General features: G+C 34.5%; 15 protein-coding genes. 8 read left to right on the top strand and 7 right to left on the bottom strand.

Annotated elements, in window-relative coordinates; translation table 11 throughout:
* The first annotated feature begins 2 nt into the window (after positions 1 to 2).
* Positions 3 to 1,394 (top strand): Re/Si-specific NAD(P)(+) transhydrogenase subunit beta, encoded by a 1,392-nt coding sequence (pntB, locus tag A9G47_RS09535; RefSeq protein WP_065580162.1) that lies wholly within the window; start codon positions 3 to 5, stop codon positions 1,392 to 1,394.
* A 240-nt stretch (positions 1,395 to 1,634) separates the two neighbouring features.
* On the opposite strand, the gene fabR is transcribed toward pntB, so the two are convergent.
* A complete protein-coding gene (gene fabR / locus A9G47_RS09530; RefSeq protein ID WP_065566848.1) occupies positions 1,635 to 2,279 on the bottom strand; it encodes an HTH-type transcriptional repressor FabR in 645 nt (214 codons plus the stop codon).
* Positions 2,280 to 2,317: 38 nt separating this feature from the next.
* The gene (gene oxyR / locus A9G47_RS09525) at positions 2,318 to 3,244 is read right to left on the bottom strand and encodes a DNA-binding transcriptional regulator OxyR (protein WP_065566849.1); all 927 of its coding nucleotides are present in this window, start codon (positions 3,242 to 3,244) and stop codon (positions 2,318 to 2,320) included.
* Between the two features lie 491 nt (positions 3,245 to 3,735).
* Between oxyR and pcnB the strand changes: the two genes are divergently transcribed.
* The 6 genes from pcnB (at position 3,736) to sppA (ending at position 12,309) form a co-directional block, all read left to right on the top strand.
* Positions 3,736 to 5,010 carry a polynucleotide adenylyltransferase PcnB gene (gene pcnB, locus A9G47_RS09520; RefSeq protein ID WP_065566850.1) on the top strand — a complete coding sequence of 425 codons (1,275 nt, stop codon included), beginning with the start codon at positions 3,736 to 3,738 and terminating at the stop codon, positions 5,008 to 5,010.
* A gap of 75 nt (positions 5,011 to 5,085) precedes the next feature.
* Positions 5,086 to 7,449: an LPS assembly protein LptD gene (gene lptD, locus A9G47_RS09515; protein WP_065580161.1), complete on the top strand. Its 2,364-nt coding sequence runs from the start codon at positions 5,086 to 5,088 to the stop codon at positions 7,447 to 7,449.
* Between the two features lie 82 nt (positions 7,450 to 7,531).
* Positions 7,532 to 8,845: a peptidylprolyl isomerase SurA gene (gene surA, locus A9G47_RS09510; protein WP_065580160.1), complete on the top strand. Its 1,314-nt coding sequence runs from the start codon at positions 7,532 to 7,534 to the stop codon at positions 8,843 to 8,845.
* The gene (gene rsmA / locus A9G47_RS09505) at positions 8,838 to 9,635 is read left to right on the top strand and encodes a 16S rRNA (adenine(1518)-N(6)/adenine(1519)-N(6))-dimethyltransferase RsmA (RefSeq protein WP_065580159.1); all 798 of its coding nucleotides are present in this window, start codon (positions 8,838 to 8,840) and stop codon (positions 9,633 to 9,635) included. The genes surA and rsmA overlap by 8 nt, the downstream gene beginning before the upstream one ends.
* Before the next feature lie 4 nt (positions 9,636 to 9,639).
* A complete protein-coding gene (gene apaH, locus A9G47_RS09500; protein ID WP_065566854.1) occupies positions 9,640 to 10,458 on the top strand; it encodes a bis(5'-nucleosyl)-tetraphosphatase (symmetrical) ApaH in 819 nt (272 codons plus the stop codon).
* A 27-nt stretch (positions 10,459 to 10,485) separates the two neighbouring features.
* Positions 10,486 to 12,309 carry a signal peptide peptidase SppA gene (gene sppA / locus A9G47_RS09495; protein ID WP_065642762.1) on the top strand — a complete coding sequence of 608 codons (1,824 nt, stop codon included), beginning with the start codon at positions 10,486 to 10,488 and terminating at the stop codon, positions 12,307 to 12,309.
* Positions 12,310 to 12,348: 39 nt separating this feature from the next.
* Here the strand turns inward: sppA and A9G47_RS09490 are convergent, their stop codons facing one another.
* From A9G47_RS09490 to moaC, 5 genes are all read right to left on the bottom strand, one after another.
* A complete protein-coding gene (locus tag A9G47_RS09490; RefSeq protein WP_065642761.1) occupies positions 12,349 to 14,193 on the bottom strand; it encodes a DUF3413 domain-containing protein in 1,845 nt (614 codons plus the stop codon).
* Positions 14,194 to 14,371: 178 nt separating this feature from the next.
* Positions 14,372 to 15,070 carry a Bax inhibitor-1/YccA family protein gene (locus A9G47_RS09485; protein WP_065566857.1) on the bottom strand — a complete coding sequence of 233 codons (699 nt, stop codon included), beginning with the start codon at positions 15,068 to 15,070 and terminating at the stop codon, positions 14,372 to 14,374.
* A 59-nt stretch (positions 15,071 to 15,129) separates the two neighbouring features.
* Entirely contained in the window at positions 15,130 to 15,573 is a 444-nt protein-coding gene (gene moaE / locus A9G47_RS09480) for a molybdopterin synthase catalytic subunit MoaE (protein WP_141673701.1), read from the bottom strand.
* Between the two features lie 4 nt (positions 15,574 to 15,577).
* A complete protein-coding gene (gene moaD, locus A9G47_RS09475) occupies positions 15,578 to 15,823 on the bottom strand; it encodes a molybdopterin synthase sulfur carrier subunit (protein ID WP_065566859.1) in 246 nt (81 codons plus the stop codon).
* A gap of 18 nt (positions 15,824 to 15,841) precedes the next feature.
* Complete coding sequence (moaC, locus tag A9G47_RS09470; RefSeq protein WP_065566860.1) at positions 15,842 to 16,318, bottom strand: cyclic pyranopterin monophosphate synthase MoaC; 477 nt, start codon at positions 16,316 to 16,318, stop codon at positions 15,842 to 15,844.
* A 215-nt stretch (positions 16,319 to 16,533) separates the two neighbouring features.
* On the opposite strand from moaC, the gene priA reads away from it, so the two are divergent.
* A complete protein-coding gene (priA, locus tag A9G47_RS09465) occupies positions 16,534 to 18,702 on the top strand; it encodes a primosomal protein N' (RefSeq protein WP_065642760.1) in 2,169 nt (722 codons plus the stop codon).
* The last annotated feature ends 21 nt before the right edge of the window (positions 18,703 to 18,723 follow it).

Raw genomic sequence — 18,723 nt, 5'->3', positions numbered from 1 at the left:
TTATGAGTAATGGAATAATTCAAGCAGCCTATGTTATTGCTGCATTACTTTTTATTTTTAGCTTACGAGGTCTTTCTAACCAAGAGTCGGCCAAATCAGGAAATATCTACGGTATGATTGGCATGGCAATCGCCCTTATCGCAGCGGTTGCTAGTATCACTGGTGGGCTACACTGGATAGTTATCGCTATGGTTATTGGTGCGGCAATTGGTTTATATTTAGCTCAAAAAGTTGAAATGACACAAATGCCAGAACTGGTTGCCTTACTTCACAGCTTTGTCGGCATGGCCGCCGTGCTTGTTGGTTTCAACAGCTTCTTAGATCCTCACATCCAAAATTTTAGCGGCGGTGAACTTAGTGTTCACTTAGTTGAAATATTTGTAGGTGTCTTTATCGGTGCAGTTACTTTCTCTGGCTCTGTTGTCGCCTTTGGCAAATTAAATGGTCGCATTAGTTCTAAACCGCTATCCATTCCAAACAAACATTATTGGAACCTAGCGGCAATTGTTGTTTCTATCATTTTAATGTTTAGCTTTGTTGAACTGAAAAGTGGTGCAGGTGCAACAATTAGCTTATTAGTTATGGCAATTATCGCTTTTGCTTTTGGCTTCCATCTTGTTGCCTCAATTGGTGGTGCTGACATGCCTGTTGTTATTTCAATGCTAAACTCTTATTCGGGTTGGGCTGCTGCTGCTGCAGGCTTTATGTTAGGTAATGATCTTCTTATTGTAACTGGTGCATTAGTTGGTTCATCAGGCGCAATTCTTTCATATATTATGTGTAAAGCAATGAACCGTTCATTTATTAGCGTTATCGCAGGTGGATTTGGTAGTGATGGTAATATAGCAAATTCATCTGATGAAGAACAAGGTGAGTACCGTGAAATGCAACCCGCTGAAGTTGCACAAACATTAAAAGATGCCCGCTCTGTTATTATTGTTCCTGGCTATGGTATGGCTGTTGCGCAAGCACAAGGTGCTGTAAGTAATATTACAGAAAAACTACGAGCAATGAATATTGAAGTGAGATTTGGTATTCACCCTGTTGCAGGACGCTTGCCTGGACATATGAATGTGTTACTTGCGGAAGCCAAAGTCCCTTATGATATCGTCCTTGAAATGGATGAAATCAATGATGACTTCCCTGACACCGATGTCGTTTGGGTTATTGGTGCAAATGATACTGTTAACCCAGCAGCAGAAGAAGATCCAAATAGTCCAATTGCTGGCATGCCAGTTCTTGAGGTTTGGAAAGCAAAAACGGTAATTATTTCTAAACGATCAATGAATACCGGTTATGCAGGTGTGCAAAACCCACTCTTCTTTAAAGAAAATAGTTATATGCTATTTGGCGATGCGAAAGATAGCGTTGAGAAGGTGCTACAAAACCTTTAATGAATTACGGCAAATATTACTGTGGCGCTTGCCACAGTAATAACCGAAAAATAAGCTTTTGCCGCCTATCTACAAACTTAAATGCTAGAAATTCATACCATTAATATTAACTAAATTAAATAGTAACTAAATTAGCAAAATAATATTAACCTTTTCTGTTAGTGCCAACTGAGCAAATGATTTATTTAGTTAAAATAATTTTAGAAAAATACAGGTTTCATGTATGAAATAGCCTTTCTGCTAACAGTTATCTTTTTTAATTTGTTCTTTATGATAAAGATAATACGCTCCACGGGACACCATTCGAAGCTGAAAAATAAGATCTTCAATTAGTTTTTGACGCTGGACTATGTCAAAATCAATGGCTTCAGCACCAGCATTAAATGCAATAGTGACCATCGCTTCGGCTTGCGCTTCGTTATAATGGTGAGGCATTTGGTTGGCATTATCAAGATAATCAACAAGCTCAACAATAAAGTGTTGAATTTCGCGCGCAATAGCAGAGCGAAAAGCAGACGATGTCCCTGCCTTTTCACGAAGAAGCAATAAAAATACTTTCGGATTTCTATCAATAAATTCAATAAAAGTGGTTACTGATGTCTGTAATACACTACCACCTTTTTCGATACGTTTACGTGCTTGGCGCAACAATTGACGAAGCGTTAAGCCACTTTCATCAACCATGGCTAAACCAAGCTCATCCATATCACGGAAATGCCGATAAAATGAAGTAGCGGCTATTCCTGCTTCACGCGCTACTTCTCGTAAACTTAAACTAGCAAAACCTTGCTCTGCATTAAGTTGATTAAATGCGGCTTCGATTAAAGTACGGCGAGTTCTTTCTTTCTGTTGAGCTCGAACACCACCAGTCTTGATATTTTTCATCTAATAGCTCAATTCTGATATTCCTACATCCTCGAACATTAATTTGCTGATTTTAATAATTGCTCTTTTTCAGCAAGTACTTTTGGCATATGCTCACGGATAGTCTTAGCTATTGTTTCATAGCGAGAGCGTAATGGTGAACCAGGGCGATAAATCAAAGTAATACTACGTGATGGTACTGGGTCTGTACAAGGAATATAACAAATATTATCACGAATTCGCTCATTAGGCGCAGCAAGTTCTGGAAATAAAGTGATACCACGACCCGCAGAAATCATACTCCTTAGCGTTTCAAGACTAGTCGCTTTGAACTGTTTATCTTCATCAATGCCAACTTGAAAACAATACCCCATTGCGTGATCACGCAAGCAGTGGCCATCTTCTAACATTAAAAATTTATGTCCTTTTAAGCCAGATAATTTAATGGTCTTTTTATTTGCTAGCTCGTTATCAGATCGAACAGCTAAAAACATCGGTTCCTCAAATAAAGGCAATTCAATAAATTGAGATGTCTCTTTAACTTGCGCAACAATAGCGCAATCAAGCTTACCACTTTCTAACTGGGCAACAATACTAGCCGTTTGTGCTTCATGTAAGTAAAGTTCTAATTTTGGAAAAGATTCATGTAAAACGGTAATAACATGAGGTAAAAGATAAGGCGCTATAGTAGGAATTAATCCGATATGCATCGGTCCTGACATTTCTTCACCTTGACGGCTTGCCATTTCTTTTAGAATTTGAATATTACGCAAAATCTCTTTAGCCTGTTCAACTAGCATCATACCTGTTTGTGTAAATAATACTTTGCGGCTCGTACGTTCTAATAACATTACGCCTAATTCATCTTCTAATTTTCTAATTTGGCCACTAAGAGTTGGTTGACTCACATTGCAAGCATCTGCTGCTTTACGAAAATGGCGAAATTCAGCTAACGAAACAAAATATTCCAAATCACGAATATTCATAATATCCCCAATAAGTTATTAGTTAATGGTATATACTCAAATAGCTTCCATATGTAAGATTAATAGCATTAAAAATGCGCTTTATAATTTCTTAAATTATAATGCTTTATAAATAATATCCTACGAAACAAATAAACAAGAAGAAGTTCTGAGTATAGTTTTATTTCATCTTAATCAGTTAGTAAAAAAACACTAACCAATGCAAAACGAAATTTGTCGTTTTTAATTAGGTATTACTAATATTACTATATTAAGTACTATTGTTGATAATTATGTTCAAAAAATCAAATATAATATTTAAATCATTTTGGAAAAATCATTTTATTGAGAGAAAAACATCAATTTTAAGAAACATGGAAACTTATTAGCAATTACGATATAATCACACACAATAACTATTTTTAAGCCAAGATACTTTTTTGAGGTGTGCTATTTTTAAACAAGTTTCACGTTTTTATCAAAAGTTTTTCCGTCATGAAGATAAACAGAAAATGGGCTATGTGTCCATTCCACGTAATGAACATAATATATCCCGCAAAGAAATTAGTGAAAATGCATTAAAAGTCCTTCATCGATTAAATAAACAAGGGTATGAAGCTTATTTAGTAGGTGGATGTATTAGAGATCTCATTTTAGGCAAAACACCAAAAGATTTTGATATCACGACTAATGCAACACCCGAGCAAATTCAGAAGCTTTTCCGTAACTGTCGTCTAGTGGGAAGACGATTTCGCCTCGCTCACATTATGTTTGGCAAAGAAATCATTGAAGTTGCGACTTTTCGTGGAGATCATGCGTCTCAAGAAGGACAAACTAATATATCTAAACGTTCACAATCAGGTATGCTGTTACGAGATAATGTGTACGGAACTATTGAACAAGATGCAATTCGCCGCGATTTTACCATGAATGCCCTTTATTATAGTATTAATGATTTCACTTTACGTGATTATTGCGGAGGATTGAAAGATTTACAAAAAGGTATTATTCGATTAATCGGCGATCCACAGACTCGTTATCGAGAAGATCCTGTTAGAATGTTAAGAACTGTTCGTTTTGCTGCTAAATTAAATATGGCAATTGAACCAGCTACTGCTGAACCAATTAAACACCTTGCACCTTTATTAAAAAATATTCCGTCTGCTCGGCTTTTTGATGAGTCTCTTAAACTATTACAAGCAGGCAATGGCTACAAAACTTATGAGCTACTGAGAGAATATTGTCTTTTTGAGCAATTATTTCCGATTATTGGGCGGTTTTTTACCAATAATCAAAATGGTTACCTAGAAAAAATCATTGCGCAGGCTCTAAAAAATACCGATTATCGTATTGCCAACAATAAACGGGTCAACCCTGCATTTTTATTCGCTGCATTTTTCTGGTACCCAATTATTGAGCAAACACAAGCAACCTGCGTTGAAAGTGGCTTACCATTCCATGATTCATTTTCGATGACAATTAACGAAGTGCTAAGTGAGCAATGCAAAAATATTGCCATACCTCGACGTTTTACCTCTACAATGGGAGATATTTGGCGCTTGCAGCTACGTATGAAAAAACGAGAAGGTAAACGAGCATTTGTTATATTAGAACATCCTAAATTTCGAGCAGCTTATGATCTGTTAGAAATGCGAGCCTCAATCGAAAAAGGAGAACTCTTAGAACTGGCTAAATGGTGGGATGAATTCCAATACTCTTCGGTAGAAAAAAGAATATTGATGGTAAAACAACTTAATAAAATCAATAAACGCAAAGTGAAACGTTAATTTTTAATTCGCACTTTTATAAATAATCGTTATAATGTTGAAATTAAAATAATCATAATAATTTTATAATCATTGATGAAAAAATTAACGCCTTCTCTTATTGCACTAACCATCACTATTTCTTTGTATAACAACGCTAGTTATGCTATAGATTTACCGAAAGCTGTTAGCAATAATCCTCAATGCCTTGTAGACGTACCTAGGTTTGATCGCCCTTTAGTCAATGGAAATATAAATACCTTACCAGTCAATGCTGAAGCTAATCAATTCGAAGCGATTTATCCAAATATTGCCATATATCAAGGTGAAGTATTTATTGAGCAAGGTAACCGCACTGTTCAAGCAGACAAAGTAACCATTGACACCAATGATGATAATAATCGAACTGTAACATTAGAAGGAAATATTAATTATCAAGATAATTTGATAAAAATGAAAGGCGAGAATGCATCAATGAATCTCAATAACAATGATGCCAATATGAGCCCAAGCCAATATCACCTTGTTAATCGACTTGGTCGCGGTAATGCTGATCAGATGAATTTTGAAAAGAACCGCTATGTTATTTTAAAAAATGGTAGTTTTACATCTTGTCCTGTTAATGATAGTACATGGAATATTAAGGGAACAACGGTTATTCATGACAATGAAGAACAGCTACTAGAAGTTTGGAATGCGGTATTTAGTGTTGGTAAAGTCCCTGTTCTATATTCACCTTATTTACAATTACCAACTGGCGATAAACGTCGCTCTGGATTATTGATGCCTAATTTTGGCTATGACAGTACTGATGGCATTGATTTTTCAATACCAATCTATTGGAATATTGCACCAAATTATGATGCAACTTTTACGCCGAGAATTTTACAAAAACGAGGTGTACAATTACAAACAGAATTTCGTTATTTAAATGAAATAGGTTTAGGCACACTTGCATTTTCTTGGTTGCAACATGATAGACAATATGACGCAGATAGAAAAAATCATTTTAATGGCAACAATTATGATGATAATAAACATCGTTGGTTATTCCATTGGAAAAATGAAGAATTAATTAACTATAATTGGCGTTTTTATACTGATACAACGCGTGTTAGCGACAATCAGTATCTTACCAATCTAAACTCTAAATATGCATCCCAAACTGCTGGCTACTTAACACAGTTCTATAAAATTGCTTATAATGACGAGAATTGGGATCTTACGCTAGGCTATAAGCATTTTCAGCCATTTCACTCTGAATTAAAAAATTCACTTTACCAAACCGAGCCACAATTAGATATTAGTTATTATAATAATGATTTGGGACCTTTCAAGTTTAGAGCATTTTCTCAACTATCCCGCTTCTTGACATCGGGTCAAAAGAAACCTAAAGCATGGCGAGCACATCTGGAACCAACGCTTAATTATACCTTAACCAATTCTTGGTCATCATTAGCCACCGAAGCGGGTTTTATGGCTACTCACTATAAACAAGATAATATTAAAAATTATATTGATCAATATAAATACTTAGACAAAAACGTAAATCGTTTTTTACCTAAATTTAGTATTGACGGTAAAGTCATCTTTGAACGGGATATGCCTTATCTCCATAACTATACTCAAACCTTAGAACCACGAGTAAAATACATCTATATTCCATATCGAAAACAATCAAATATTTGGGCATATGATTCCACTATACTGCAATCAGATTATATTGGCTTATTCAGAGATCAGCCTTATAGTGGCCTAGATAGAATTGCTTCAACTAATAAAATATCAACGGGTGTAACAACACGAATTTATAATCAGAATAAAGTTGAAAAATTCAACTTATCAATTGGGCAAATTACTTATTTTACCAAATCGAAAACGAGTGAACACAATAATGATTTAGACGAAAACTCTGACACTGGCAGTATTACTTGGGCATCAGATAATTTTTGGCGCATAAATGATGACATGATCTTTAGAAGTGGGGTCCAGTATGATACTCGAATTGATACAATTTCATTAGCTAATGCGACATTTGAATATCGACCTTCTGCAGATAAGTTGGCACAATTATCTTATCGCTACGCAAATCGTAACTATATTGATACTGTTGATAAAAATTCTGCTTATAGAGGTTACAAACAAGACATCTCCCAAGCAGGAGTGATGACAGCGTGGCCATTATCACAAACAGTCAGCGCTGTTGGATCGTATTATTATGATGTAAAATTAGGGCAATCCGCAGATGGTTTTGTCGGATTACATTATAGTGATTGTTGTTGGGGAACAACAATACAGTATGGTAGAAAATTAACAGATTGGAACAATACTTCTCGTAGAAGCAAATATGAAAATAAATTGTCTATTAATTTCGAATTGCAAGGATTAGGCAACAATCGAGACACCAAAGCCAAAATGCTAAATTTCGGAAAACTACCATATACAACAACATTTGAATAAGATATTTCTGTAAAAATGATAGATAACCAATAAATTTATTGCAAGCAGTGAATGCTGCAACAACAAAATGAGTTGAGTGAAGATGAAATTATTAAAACTATTTATCGCTTTAAACCTAAGCGTAAGTTTAGGTGTTTTAACACCATTATCTGCCAATGCTGCACCTAAAGTTGTAGAGCAAGTTGCTGCAATTGTAAATAATAACGTTATTTTAGAAAGTGACGTTAATGACATGTTAAAAACAATTAAAGCTAGTACCGATTCTAGAAACTTACCCAATGATAAGGTGCTCAGACAACAAATCATTGATCGTCTAATTATTGAAAACCTAATTTTACAAAAAGCAGCTAAAGCTAAAATCACTGTTAGCGATGACGAGGTAACTAGTGCTATTAACAGAATCGCTGCCCAAAATGGCATGACTATCGATCAGCTTCGAAGCAAGTTGTCAACAATGGGGATCAGCTATGGAGCGTATCGTGAAAGAATCCATAATGACATGTTGATTGAAGAAACACGAATGCATGAAGTAAGACCAAGAATCAAAGTTTCAGAAAAAGAAGTTGATAACTTAGCTAAAAACATTGCTCGTCAACCAACTAATAATATTGATGTAAAAATTAGCCATATTTTGATTTCTATTCCAGAAAGAGCATCAAAACAACAAATAGATAATGCAACAAATAAAGCACGGGATATTATTAATCGAGCTCAAAAAGGGGAAAATTTTGCTAAATTAGCCACTTCATATTCAAACGATGATCTTGCTTTAAAGGGTGGTAGTATGGGTTGGCGTAAACTTAATGAGTTACCGACTATTTTTGAAGAACGCTTAATACGTGCAGCAAAAGGCAGTATTATTGGCCCTATCCGCTCTGGCGTGGGTCTGCATATTTTAAAAGTTGATGATACACGTTCAGAAGCACCAAAAACAATTACAGTCCAAGAAGTAAATGCTCGTCATATTTTGATTAAAACAAATGTGTTAGTCACAGACCAAAATGCAAAACAAAAACTTGCTGATATTCGTAAATCAATTACTAGTGGTGCAACAACTTTTGAAGCAGCTGCTAAAGCTAATTCTGAGGATACAGGTACAGCGAGTAAAGGGGGAAACTTAGGTTGGAACCGTCCTGAGATTTATGATAGCGGTTTTAGAAATGCACTAGCTCAATTAAAAAAAGGGGAAATAAGTCAACCAATAAAATCATCTTATGGTTGGCATTTAATCGAATTAATCGATACAAGGCGGATTGATGGGAAGAATGCCATGGAAAAGGCACAAGCTTATCAACTTATTTTTAATCGTAAATTTGTTGAAGAGGCCCAAGTGTGGATTCAAGAAATAAAAGGTGATGCCTATATTAAAATTACAGGTGAAGATAAACATGAATAGCCGTGTTCATCAAGGGCATTTTGCCCGCAAGCGATTTGGGCAAAACTTTTTACATGATAATTATATTATCGAAAATATAGTTGCAGCTATACAGCCCAAAAAAGAGCAGGCTCTAGTCGAAATAGGCCCTGGCCTTGCAGCATTAACTGTACCGATAAGTCAATGTGTTGATCATTTGACCGTTATAGAGATCGACAGAGATTTAGCCAACAGATTAGTGGAAAACCCACTATTGAAAAAAAAACTAACTGTCATTGAACAAGATGCACTGACCTTTGACTTTAATCAACTAGCTGAGCAATTAGACAAACCATTAAGAGTATTTGGAAACTTACCTTATAATATTTCAACACCTTTAATGTTTCATTTATTCGAATATGCAAATATCATTACTGATATGCATTTTATGCTACAAAAAGAAGTAGTAACTCGCTTAGTTGCTGCTCCTAATAGTAAAGATTATGGTAGATTGAGCGTCATGGCTCAATATTATTGTCAGATCATACCTGTTCTCGAAGTTCCACCAACATCATTTAAGCCAGCACCAAAGGTTGATTCAGCTGTTGTTAAATTAATTCCTTATAAAGAAAAGCCTTATATTGTTAATGATATAAAAATACTTTCTCGTATTACGATGGAAGCATTTAATCAACGACGTAAAACTATTCGTAACAGTTTAAGCAACATGTTTACTGCTGAACAGCTAGAGGATTTAAATATTGATCCAAGTTTACGTGCAGAAAACTTAACAGTACAGCAATACTGCCAACTTGCAAACTCATGGTGTTAACTATATGGCAAACTTACTTATTGGCGATATTCATGGGTGTTATGATGAATTTATGCGAGTACTTGAAAAAGCAAAATTTTCATCATCAGACACGCTATGGCTAACCGGTGATCTAGTTGCCAGAGGGCCAAAATCATTAGATGTCCTAAGGTTTGTTAAACATAATGCCAATCAAATTCGATTAGTATTAGGTAATCATGACTTACATTTATTATCAATTTATGCAGGTGTTACTGTTTCTAAAAAGAAAGATAATCTTGAATGCGTAATCAATGCGCCTGATTTTGATGAATTAATGAATTGGCTACGTAAACAACCATTGGTTCAAATTGACGAGTCACTAAAACTAATTATGACCCATGCTGGTATTTCACCACAATGGGATCTTGAAACACTAAAAAAATGTGCCAATGACTTGAACATTATGTTATCTAGTGACTCTTATGCCTTATTCCTTGATAAAATGTATGGTAACTTTCCTGATGAATGGTCGCCTGAACTAAAAGGTTTAGATAGACTGCGCTATATTGCTAACGCATTAACTCGCATGCGTTTTTGCTATGAGGATGGTCGCTTAGATTTTTATTGTAAAAAGTCGCCCGAGCAAGCACCGTCAAAACTTAAACCTTGGTTTTTATTATCAAGTAAAATTCCAAAAGAATATAGTATTGTTTTTGGGCATTGGGCAGCGTTAAACGGAAAAGGCACACCTGAAACCATTTACGCACTTGATACAGGGTGTTGTTGGGGTGGAAAGTTAACATGCTTACGATTTGAAGATAAAAAATATTTCAAGAAACGTAATATTGAAACAAAAAGCTAAAGTTACTATTAAAAAGGACCAATTATTATGTCTACTTTATCTGTCATTAAATCAATATGGAAAATAATTAACTTTATTAGAGAAATATTTCTTAATCTAATATTTCTAATAATTATTATTTTAATTTTTAGTGTTATCACATTAATCAAAGAAACACAAAAACAAGAAATTGTTCCACAATATGGAACTTTGGTTTTGGATATTGAAGGGATTATTGTTGATAACACCCTCTATAGTGATGAAATTTATGCCTTACAAAATAAAATTTACGGCAAAAAAATAAATACCTCCCGTGAAAATAGTTTATTCGAATTGACGCAAAAAATAGCTCAAGCGGCCAATGACCCAAAGATTACTAGTATGGTCCTAAAATTAGATAATTTTGTTGGCGCAGACATGAGCGCTCTTCAATATATGGGTAAATATTTGGCTAAATTTAGCGAAGCTAATAAACCAATTTACGCTTTTGGTTCGAGCTTTAATCAAAGCCAATATTATTTAGCAAGCTATGCAGATAAAATCTATTTGACACCTATTGGAGCCGTTAATGTATATGGATTAGCAGCCAACAACCTATACTATAAAACCCTACTTGATAATTTAAAAATCAACACACACGTTTTTAGAGTGGGTACTTATAAGTCTGCTATCGAGCCATTCATTCGTAATGATATGTCTGAAGAAGCAAAAAGCAATACGACTCGTTGGCTAACACTTATGTGGAATAACTATCTTGACGATATATCAACCCAACGAAAAAAAGCTAACACACAATTGGTTCCGGCACCAGATACTATGTTAGCTAATTTAAAAGTAGCGAATGGAAACATGGCTCAATATGCTATATCTAATGGATTAGTTGATGTCATTGCATCTAACTACCAGTTTGAGTCCGAATTGACTCAGAAACATCAATTAAGCATTTATGATTATCAACTTAAATCAAAAGATAAAGAGTTAGATAATGATAACAAGCCACTTATTGCAGTTGTTTTTGTCAACGGTACTATTAGCAATGGAGAAAACAGTAGTAATATTGCTGGTAGTCAAGACATTGTAGAACAATTAAGAAATATTCGTAAAAACTTAACTAAACATAACATACAAGCAGTAGTATTGCGAGTAAATAGCCCTGGAGGCAGCGTAGATGCATCAGAAGCAATCCGTAGTGAATTGGATGCATTACGTAGCTATAAAATTCCTGTTGTCGTCTCTATGGGCGGAATGGCTGCATCAGGTGGATATTGGATATCAACCGCATCTGATTACATTATTGCAAGCCCAAATACCATTACAGGCTCTATTGGTATCTTCGGTATTATTCCAACATTTGAAAAGTCATTATCTCATATTGGTGTTTACAGTGATGGAGTAGCTACCTCACCGTTAGCGGGAAATAGCTCAACGCAAGAACTACCTACCGAAATGAATCAACTAATTCAAATGAATATCGACAATGGCTATCAAACATTTATTTCTTTAGTAGCAAAAGCAAGGAATATGACGACTGAGCAAGTTGATAAAATAGGACAAGGCCAAGTTTGGTTAGGCTCAGAGGCAAACAAAATTGGGCTTGTTGATAAATTAGGTGACTTCGATGACGCCATTGAAACGGCTGCAACATTGGCTCATATAACCGATTACGAAATTGACTGGCAAAAACCAAATGGAAATTGGTTTAATGCATTTTATTCAAATATGATAGCAATGTTGCCTCAATCAACTGCTGAAATAGTTTTTGAACAACTACCTGAAGCAAAACAACTTAAACAGCAGGTTTCTTTATGGAGTAAGTTTCACGACTCTCAAAATCGATATATTTACTGCTTGAATTGCGCCGATGTGCGTTAGTAATAATTTATCCGCCTAATGGCGGATATTTCCTCTAATTTAATCTAATTTATTGCTTAAACTATTTTTCTCTGGTTGAAAAAAATAGCGCATATGATTCATAGCCTCATAAATGTATTGATAATTCGGTGTTTCATTAATTTCACGATTATGTAAATCCATATGATGACTAATACCTAATCGATTCACAAGATAGATATTACTAGATGTCTTTACCGCATAAGAACTATAATTTGACATTAAAAGCCAGTTACGATCGACGATGGAGCTAAATAAATCATAACCTGTCGAATAATCACTTATATCATTTTTCACATATAAATAGTGTTTCATTAAGGTTGGAACAACATCTTCATGACTAGTTAGTTTTCTGCTATTACCTTTGATTTTTTCTAACTCTTTTCCTCCAATGATAATAAAAGGGACTTTTGTTTGCGCATCCGTATAATTACCATTATGCCCCCAAAATCCTAATTTATTATCATTCATCTCTTGAGAATGATCGCCAGTAATGACTACTATTGTGTCTTCTAATGAGTTTGATTTAACTAGTTCATCGTAGACATTTTGCAATAAAGAATCGTCATAATAAACACTTTGCTTATAGCGATTAAAAATTGGCAAAGGATCGGTGTCATTATTCAATGTCATATAATTTAAATCACCAATAGGTTTAAATTTTACCAATGAATCGGCAGGGAAATCATAAGCGTGAGGAGCATCATAAAATAAAAATGAAAATGTTGGTTTAGAAGCATCTCGTGTTTTATACCATGCCAGCCAATCGTCTGTGATTTGCTTATCTCGACTTGATGCCGAACCATCTTTACTACTGATTCTTAAATTTTTGATAGTGACAAATACGGTTCGATCAAACTCAGGAGCAGAAACTTTAGCTGACGTAAAGATGCCAATATTATAATTTTCTTTCTGTAATGTAGTAATAAATAGTGAAGGAATACTATTTCGTAAAAACGCATCCCAATAGGTACCAGGAATACCATAAAACAATCCAAAAATACCAGTACGTGTTGCATTACCCGTTGAATAATGGTTATCAAAAACTACACCATTATTTTGCTTAACAAAACGAAATGTATTAGGAGAAATTTCTTCACTAAATGTATCATATCGCCAAGAATCTAAAACAATAAACATAATATTTTTAGGTTTATTATTATCTGGATTAATCACCAGTGGATTTTTTGGATAATAAACACTGGCATTACTATTGTCCTTATTATACACAACTTTTCTTTGCCCTTTTTCATCAAAAAAACTCATAATTTTTTTTGATGTAAATGGGCGATAAAGTGGAATATATTCTTTTACTGCCATAATAGGCGAATAAGCATAATAAAATGCGATCATATGCACTACATGACTAATCAAAAATGAACTAAAAAGAAATATTGTTGATAGTAAGATAATTCTTGATTTTTTTTGCGATAAAACCAATTTATTATTAACAAAATAAAGAATGAAATACTCTGCACAAAATGAAATAACAATAAGCACAAGCATTAAAAGGTAAGTCAACATTGAAAAATCAACAGTTTGACCAGAAAAAACCATCGATAAAACAGATTGATTTATATGAAACCGGTATTGTTCAAAAACAATCGTATCAATATATAATCCAATTTGGAAAAAACTAAATAAAATAGCAAGAATGATATTACGAATAAATTGCTTAAGTAAAAGCAGAGGAGTACAAATAATTAAAAGTAGCAAGTAGGCAGAGAAGAAATGCCCCAATACCGCAAATATTGAAAATACCATCCCTAGCCAATGAAATGAGCCCCCAGGAACAAGAAAGAATCGAATTGCTATTATTGATGAAATAAAGATATTAATTAGAACAAAGGGGTATAATTTTTTCATAGTATTTGTTATCAAGAAGTTCACTTTATATTATATGAATATTACAGCATTTTATACTTAAAAGTGGTTCTTTCTTGAAACTTTTTAACAAACTAGCACTGCTAAATAAATTTCTCATAAAATATTAACAAAAAGGGCTCACTTTAGGAGCCCTTTTCACTTAATTGGAATAAAAAAATTATCGACGATCGGCAAAGATTCTCAATAACATAATAAATAAGTTAATGAAATCGAGATAAAGCGTTAATGCTCCTAAAATAACAAATCGTCTAAACATATTGGGGTCATCTTGTGATAATTGATCGCCTAACTCTTTAAGTTTTTGTGTATCATAAGCCGTTAACCCAGCAAAAACAAATACACCTATATAAGTAATTGCCCACATTAATGGCTGACTATGCATAAAGATATTTACTATTGAAGCAATGACAATACCAATTAACCCCATAAACAAGAAACGTCCAAATCCTGATAGATCTCGTTTAGTGGTATAACCGTAAAAAGCCAAAGCAGCAAACATACCAGCTGTAATAAAAAATACGCTTGCTATCGAAGATGATGTATAAACAATAAAGTAAATTGAGAACGTACAACCATTTAAAACTGAATAAAGCATAAATAACGTTGTCGCAACAGCCCCAGAAAGTCGATTAATTAAGCCAGAAATGACAAAAACTAATCCAATCTCAGCAATCAACAATACCCACATGCCTTGGTATAATAAGTTCAAAAGCTCAACATTACTAGATGCATACCAAGCCACCAAAGCTGTTAATAACAATCCAACTGTCATCCAACCATAGACATGGCTCATATATGTTTGAATACGGCTACCTGTTTGTTCAATGATTGAACCATTAGGCGAATAATTTTTCATTAATAACCTCTCATTAAAAAGAATGATATAACTTTGTATCATTATAACCTAAATTATATCTAAAGCCATTTTTTCAATGCCTCTTTATCTGTTTTTTTAGCTTCTACCCAATTTTGCCCGTTAGGTGTTCTTTCTTTCTTCCAAAAAGGCGCTTCGCTCTTTAATATATCTATAATAAACTCTGTGGCAGCAAATGCATCTGAGCGATGTGCACTACTCGCGCCCACAAAAACAATTTGCTCATTGGCATTAATTTCACCCACCCGATGAATTATTGCTATTCGGCTTAATTGCCAACGTTCTCTTGCTTGAGCTGCGATATTAGCTAGCACTCTTTCTGTCATACCTGCATAATGTTCTAAAAATAGGCTTATCGTTTGCTTTTCAAGACTACGAACTTTGCCCATAAAAGTGACAATAGCTCCATCTTGCGGTAATTGAGAAAGCCAATCATTAAGCTGATTAACATCAATAGGGTCGTTATTAACTTTGATAAGATCCATAATGCTATCCTCCTGTTACAGGTGGAAAGAATGCAATTTCATCGTTTTCTTGAATAATATAATCAAGATCAACCAAAGTTTGATTTACTGCACATAAAACAGCACTTTCCGTAAAAGCCAATAGCCACCGATCACCGCGTTGACTTAACTGCTCAATAAGATGAGAAACTGAAAGTTCATTAGCATCTAACATAACACACGTAGTTCCCACTAATTCTCTAATTTGTGCAAAAAAAATAACTTTATTCATCTTATCTCTACTAACTTTTTAGGCTATAAAATCACCCGACTTACCACCACTTTTGGTCAGCAAGCGCACCTGAGAAATCACTATATCTTTTTGTACAGCTTTACACATGTCATAAATAGTTAAAGCAGCGACAGAGGCTGCAACCATTGCTTCCATTTCGACACCGGTTTGCCCATTTAATCGACAAAAAGATTGAATCTTAACACAATTGTTTATTCGATCTGGTTCGATTTTAATTTCAATTTTACTCAAAAAAAGCGGGTGGCAAAGCGGGATAAGCTCCCATGTTTTTTTAGCCGCTTGAATACCAGCAATTCTTGCCGTTGCAAAAACATCTCCTTTATGATGTTTACCATCAATAATCATATTCAGTGTTTCAGTTTTCATTAAAACCAATGACTCAGCACTTGCTTCTCGCATTGTTATCTGCTTATCTGAAACATCAACCATATGAGCATCACCATGTTGATTAATATGCGAAAATGATTTGAGCATTATTTTATCCTTTACAATTTATTCTCATTAACTATAGCCAAGATAGCAAATTTTACGAATAGTTACCACTATTGCATATTAGTTTACCAACTAATATATCTCGGTGAACAAACAAATTTTTCTGTAATAATAAATTGCCTTTGATAGCTTTTGCGGGTTAAGTAAAAACTGCGTACAATATAGCTTTATATTAATCGTAACATTTGTGATTTTTGATGCTTATTGCTCATATAGCCTTGCCTGTACCACTTTACCAACTGTTTGATTACCAATTGGCGAAACCTGCACAGATTGGAATGCGGGTGAAAGTGCCTTTTGGCAAACGTAACATAATAGGAATTATTGTTAGTATTGATGAAAAAACTGAGTTTGATATAAAAAACTTAAAATCAATTACGACAGTTATTGATACAGAGCCTGTTTTTCCCCCTTCTATCTGGCAATTATTAGAGTGGGCGGCTAGTTATTACCATTATCCTATTGGTGAAGTTTTATTCCATGCTATGCCTATTTTACTCAGGCAAGGGCACCAAGCAGTCAAAGATGAGGCAAAACGATGGCAATTAACAGCATTAGGAAAACATATAGATCTGCAATTGTTATCTCGTGCTCCAAAACAAAAGCTATTATTATCTTCATTTAGAAATAATACTATACCTGATACGAATGTAAATAGTGCCACGTATAACGAATTACAAAAGAAACAACTTATAGAACAAGTCACCTATCTGCCTAGTAATATTCAATGGCAAACAAATTTTTCAACTAATGTTAGTTCTATTCAGCTAAATAAAGAACAGATCCATGCTATAAATGCAGTGAATGAGGAAATTAACCAATTTAAGGTATTTTTGCTAGAAGGAGTTACTGGTTCGGGTAAGACAGAAGTATATCTAAATGTGCTATCGACTATCTTAGCAGCAGGGAAACAAGCGTTAGTATTAGTTCCTGAAATTGGCTTAACACCACAAACAATAAAACGTTTTAAACAACGCTTTAATGCACCTATTGATATTTTACACTCAGGATTAACAGATAAGCAAAGGCTTAACGTTTGGTTAAGAAGTAAACGTGGAGAAAATGCTATTGTTGTTGGTACTCGTTCATCACTTTTTACCCCATTTAAAAACCTAGGAATGATCATTATTGATGAAGAACATGATAATTCCTATAAACAGCAAGAAGGTTGGCGTTATCATGCACGAGATTTAGCAATCATTCGAGCTAAATTTGATAATATTCCAATTATTTTAGGTTCAGCAACCCCATCTCTTGAAACACTTAATAATGCGCAAAACAAAAAATACCATTTATTGCAATTAACAGAAAGAGCAGGTAATGCAACATTAGCTAAACAATCAATTTTGGATATACGTGGGTTAATGCTTACTTCTGGCTTATCTCAACCTTTAATTGAACAAATAAAAAAACATTTGTCTAACAACAATCAGGTAATGTTATTTTTAAATCGTCGAGGATTTTCACCACTATTGATATGCCATGATTGCGGTTGGATTGCCGAATGCCCTCGTTGTGATAGGCCTTACACATTTCATCAAAAACAAAAAAAACTGATTTGCCACTATTGCGATACGCCAAGAACAGTGCCCAAACAGTGTCCAAAATGTGGCTCTACACATTTAATGCCAATTGGGTTTGGAACGGAACAACTTGAACAACAACTTGAAGTGCTTTTTCCTTACATCAAGATCAGCCGTATTGATCGCGATACAGTTAGTAAAAAAGGTTCATTAGATACCTATCTACAAACGATCCAACAAGGTGGTGCACATATTTTAGTTGGTACACAAATTTTGGCTAAAGGGCATCATTTTCCTGATGTTACTTTAGTTGGAATTATTGATGTCGACGGTGCTTTATTTTCAAGCGATTTTCGTGCAACTGAACGATTTGCTCAAATTTATACTCAAGTATCAGGAAGAGCTGGTCGCGAAGCAAAAGCGGGGGAAGTTATTTTACAAACTCATCATCCAGATCACCCCTTGTTGAACATTTTACTAACGAAAGGCTATCAACAATTTGCTAAACTAACACTGCAAGAGCGCCAACAAACACAATTACCGCCATTTAGTTACCAAGCATTAATTCGTGCTGCAGATCGGAATAACCATTATGCTCCTGCATTTTTACAGCATATTCATGATTGGTTAAAAGTACATTATGGGCCTGCTTTATGGCAACTTGGACCAATGCCAGCTAGCCAACCTAAGAAAGCAGGTTACCATCGTTGGCAATTACTCCTTCAGCATACAAATAGACAACAATTACAACAAATATTAGATCAATTATTAATAACAATCGCTAAATGGAGTGAAACATCAAAATTGAGATGGAGTATTGATGTAGATCCTATCGATAATTAGCGTAATATTATTTCCACCAAT

The organism is Gilliamella sp. WF3-4 (assembly GCF_001690275.1).
Taxonomy (GTDB): Bacteria; Pseudomonadota; Gammaproteobacteria; order Enterobacterales; family Orbaceae; genus Gilliamella; species Gilliamella apicola_C.
This window is presented reverse-complemented; position numbering and strand designations above follow the sequence as displayed.